This is a genomic window from Candidatus Omnitrophota bacterium (genome assembly GCA_013791745.1).
Taxonomy (GTDB): domain Bacteria; phylum CG03; class CG03; order CG03; family CG03; genus CG03.
The window spans coordinates 1-4649 of record VMTH01000012.1; the positions used below are offsets into that span (position 1 = coordinate 1).

At 52.5% G+C, this 4649-nt stretch carries 3 protein-coding genes and 1 pseudogene; 2 read left to right on the forward strand and 2 right to left on the reverse strand.

Annotated features, from left to right (window positions below; translation table 11 throughout):
• Both FP827_00485 and ettA read right to left on the reverse strand, forming a co-directional pair.
• Positions 1–323: FAD-binding protein (locus FP827_00485; protein ID MBA3051563.1), on the reverse strand; the 323-nt coding region annotated here is incomplete at its 3' end.
• Positions 324–430: 107 nt separating this feature from the next.
• Positions 431–2104: pseudogene (ettA, locus tag FP827_00490) on the reverse strand (energy-dependent translational throttle protein EttA).
• A gap of 131 nt (positions 2105–2235) precedes the next feature.
• Between ettA and FP827_00495 the strand changes: the two are divergent.
• Both FP827_00495 and FP827_00500 read left to right on the forward strand, forming a co-directional pair.
• A complete protein-coding gene (locus FP827_00495; protein MBA3051564.1) occupies positions 2236–4341 on the forward strand; it encodes a PBP1A family penicillin-binding protein in 2106 nt (701 codons plus the stop codon).
• A gap of 90 nt (positions 4342–4431) precedes the next feature.
• On the forward strand, positions 4432–4649 hold a 218-nt coding region (locus FP827_00500; GenBank protein MBA3051565.1), incomplete at its 3' end, for a ferredoxin.

The following is a 4649-nucleotide window of genomic DNA, read 5'->3' on the forward strand; positions in this document are numbered from 1 at the left end:
GATTTATCGCTTTCGGGAAAGACCCTGCCTCCCCTTTCGGTTTTAAGGGGCACATTGTTATTTTCAAAAAATTCCATGAGATCGCTGTTGAAAAAACGGTAGAAAGAGGGCTTTATAAAACGCCCGCCGTCGGAGAATTTTTTGAGGAAATCAGCCATACCCGCGCTGTTTGTAAGATTGCAGCGGCCCTTGCCCGTGATGGCCAGTTTCCTGGCGGCCGAAGGCATTTTTTCCAGAAGAGTGACATCGGCGGATTCTTCCGAGGCCGTTATCGCCGCCATGAGGCCCGCCGGCCCTCCGCCGACAACTATTACTTTCTTCATCAGTATTGGGGACGGTTACTAATAGTAATGCACCGTAGAAACCCCGACGGGAATTGTCTGAATCTGCATATTAAAACCCGCTGATTTTCCGTATATTTCAGAATTCTTCAACGTGTAAGTTTTTTGTACTTCACTCTTTTGGGGGCGAGATCGCCGAGGCGCTTCTGGCGGTTTATCTCATAATCGGTGTAGCCGCCCGCGAAAAAATAAGTCCGCGAATCTCCCTCAAAGGCGAGTATGTGCGTGGCCACCCTGTCCAGGAACCAGCGGTCATGGGCGATGACGACGGCGCATCCGGCGAAATTCATCAAACCTTCCTCCAGAGCCCGCAGCGTGTTGACGTCAATATCGTTTGACGGCTCATCCAGCAATATGACATTGGCCTCCTCTTTCAGCGTCAGGGCCAGATGCAGCCGGTTCCGCTCGCCGCCGGAGAGCACCCCGCAGTTCTTTTCCTGGTCGGCGCCGGTGAAATTAAAACGCGCCGCGTAAGCGCGGGCGTTGATGAAGGAATTGCCCATTTTGATCTCATCGCTCCCGCCGGCTATCGTCTCATAGACGGTTTTGGAAGGGTCTATGTTGGAGTGCTGCTAGTCAAAATAGCCGAGTTTCACCGTGTCTCCGACGCTGAAACTTCCAGAGAGGGCTTTTTCCGTGCCCATTATCATGCGGAAGAGCGTGGTCTTCCCCGCGCCGTTGGGGCCGATGATCCCTACTATGCCGTTGGGGGGTAAAGCGAAATTCAGATCCTCAAAAAGAAGGTTGTCGCCGAAAGCCTTTGACACATTCTTCGCTTCTATAACCAGATTCCCCAGGCGTGGGCCGTTGGGTATGAATATCTCAAGTTTTTCCTCGCGCTGTTTGACATCCTCGTTGAGCAGTCTGTCGTAAGCTGCGAGCCTCGCCTTTGATTTCGCCTGTCGGGCGTGAGGTGACATCCTCACCCACTCCAGCTCGCGCTCAAGACTCTGCTGTCTTTTTGTTGACTGCTTTTTTTCCTGTTTGAGGCGCAGGGCCTTCTGCTCCAGCCAGGAGGAATAATTGCCTTCCCACGGAATGCCCTCGCCCCGGTCGAGCTCAAGTATCCAGCCCGCCACATTGTCCAGAAAATATCTGTCGTGGGTGACGGCTATGACCGTTCCTTTGTATTTGTTGAGGAACTGCTCCAGCCACTGGACGGATTCGGCGTCCAGGTGGTTCGTCGGCTCGTCCAGAAGAAGTATGTCGGGCTCGGATATCAGCAGCCGGCACAGCGCCACACGCCGCCTCTCGCCGCCGGAACAGGTCTTTATTATCGTGTCTCCCGGCGGACAGCGCAGGGCGTCCATCGCCCTCTCCAGCGTGTGGTCAAGTTCCCAGCCGTTGTGTTTTTCTATCTGCTCCTGCACCTCGCCCTGCTCCTCTATGAGCTTATCCATTTCATCCGGCTCCATGGGCTCGGAGAACCTCTCGTTGATCTTATCGTATTTTTTTAGCAGCTCCGAGACAACACCCGCGCCCTCCATGACTATTTCCTTCACCGTCTTGCCCTCGTCCAGATGAGGCTCCTGCTCCAGCATGCCCACGGAATAGCCGGGCGAAAAAACCAGCTCGCCCGTGTCCGCCTGCTCCGTGCCGGCGATGACCTTGAGGAGTGTGGACTTCCCCGACCCGTTGAGGCCGAGAACGCCTATTTTCGCGCCGTAGAAAAACGACAGATAAATATCCTTCAGCACCTTCCTCTGCGGAGGATAGGTCTTGCTCACACCCACCATTGAAAAAATAATCTTATTGTCTGCCATAAAGAACTCCCTGTTCACATTTCCATCTAGAGGCGTCATTATACAAACTTTCACGCTGCGCGACAAAGCGAACGGAAAAAGCAAAGGGGCGTTTGGGAAAATTGAGGATAATTTGCTAAAATCCCTGTCTGATGAAAAGATACAAGATCTATATAAAGGCGGCCGCTGGGCTCGCGCTGGGATGGCTCGCCGCTTTCGCCTTTGTTAACTTTTTGACAAAGGGCCTGCCGGACATAGATATCCTGCAGGAATACTCGCCGCCCATAATAACCAAACTCTACGACAGGCACGGAATAGAATTCGCCGAATTCTATATCGAGCGGCGCGTCGTTACTCCCATCACGGAAATACCCGTGGACCTTCAGAACGCCATTCTGGCGATAGAGGATACGAGTTTTTTTCAGCACTGGGGGATCAATCCCAAGAGGATAGCCAGGGCCTTCATGGTGAATGTTGAAAGAGGCCGTATTTCACAGGGCGCCTCCACCATAACCCAGCAGCTTGCGAAAGTCATGTTCCTCACCCGCGACAGGACGATAGCGAGAAAAATAAAAGAGGTCTTCCTCGCGATACAGCTTGAGAAAAAATATTCCAAACAGGAAATACTGCAATACTATCTGAACCAGATATACTTCGGAGCCAGCGCCTACGGCGTTGAATCCGCGTCGAAAGTCTACTTCGATAAATCCGTCAGAAACCTGAACCTCGCCGAATGCGCCATGCTGGCGGGGCTTCCGAGGGCACCCAGCAGATACAGCCCCTTCAGCAATCTGAAAAGCGCTTACCAGCGGCGGCAGGTCGTGCTCAGGAGGATGATTGAAGAAAAAATGATCGATGACCGGCAGTATGTTGACGCTTCCGCCACGCCCATAACCATGCAGGTCATAGATGATAAAATTGAAACAGCCGCTTATTTTAAGGAATATGTGCGCCAATACCTTGAGGAAAAATACGGCTACAACGCCATATACAAAGCGGGACTCAAAGTTTACACCACCCTGGACTACGACATGCAGCTCATCGCCGAAGAGGAGCTGGAAAATCGTCTGACGGCCTTTGACGAAGAAAAAGCGAAACAGATCCGATACGGCAGAATGAAAGAAGAAGGCTTTGAGGTGACGAGCGAGATGATAAAAGACGATCTCGGCGCCGAGAAGGAAAAATTATCCATCTTTCCGTCCGTGCAGGGGGCGTTGCTGGCGATGGACCCGCGAAGCGGCGAAATACTGGCCATGGTCGGCGGCAGGGATTATGCCAAATCCCAGTTCAACCGCGCCGTTCAGGCACGGCGCCAGCCGGGTTCGGGCTTTAAGATCTTCACCTACACCGCCGCCTGCGACAACGGCTATACCGTCGTGAGCGAACTTGAGGACGCGCCCGTGGCGTATTTTCAGGAAGGCATTAAATGGAAACTCCTCTCGCGCACCACCGACCTTTCAGATCTGGATCCCCAATTCCTCATAAACATACCGCCTGATAAAATATGGATACCCTCCAACTACAGCGGTGAATACGAGGGAAAAACCCTGCTGGTGGATGCCATAACGCAATCCCAAAATCTTTGCGCTGTGGATCTCATTCAGCGCATAGGCCCGGATCTTGTCGTCAAATACGCCAGAAAAATGGGCGTGTCCGGAGAACTGCTGCCCATACCGTCGCTGACCCTGGGCGCCTGCGAGGTCACGCTGCCGGAACTTGTGGCGGCCTTCGGCATCATCGCCAATGAGGGCATAAAAGTAACGCCTTACGGGATCATCAAAATAACCGATGACTCCGGGAATCTGCTGGAAATAAACGGACCGAAACCTGAAAAATGCATATCCCCGCAAACAGCGTATATCATGAACTGGCTGCTTCAGAATGTCGCCGAGAACGGCACAGGGGCCGGCACCCGCTCGCTGAACCGCCCGCGCGGTGGTAAAACCGGCACCACGAACATGTTTACGGACGCCTGGTTTACGGGCTTCATTCCCGATGTCGTGTGCGGAATATGGACGGGCTATGACAACAACGCGAGCCTCGGCAGGAGAAAATCCGGAGCTGTGATGGCTGTCCCCGTGTGGACGGCCTTCATGAAAAGGATAACGGAAAGCAGGCCCATATCGGATTTCCATCCCCCCGCCGGGATCAACTTCGTGCCCATTAATAAGAACACCGGCAAAAGAGCCCTGCCGGATAATCCTGATGCCATATTGATGCCTTTTATAACCGGCACCGAACCGCTGAGATATAATTAAGAATGGGGTCAGGTCTTGACATGTGACAAGTTCTGCACAATTTTGGAAAACGGAACCGAGCGCGGGCAATTAAAAATATGGGAGGAAATTATGACTGAAACTATTTATAAAGACGGGATCAAAGCCGCGGTCTCACTGATAACAATAGCCGGCAGAACCGCCCCGAAAGCCAAGGGCATGGACACAATAATCATCAAAATACTAACTTCTGCCGAGCTGAAGAAGCTAATAAAAAAGATGAAAGAAATCGGTAAAACCCGCGACGCAAAAGGAATTTCAATGTCTGACGCCGTAATACTTGTGGGCGC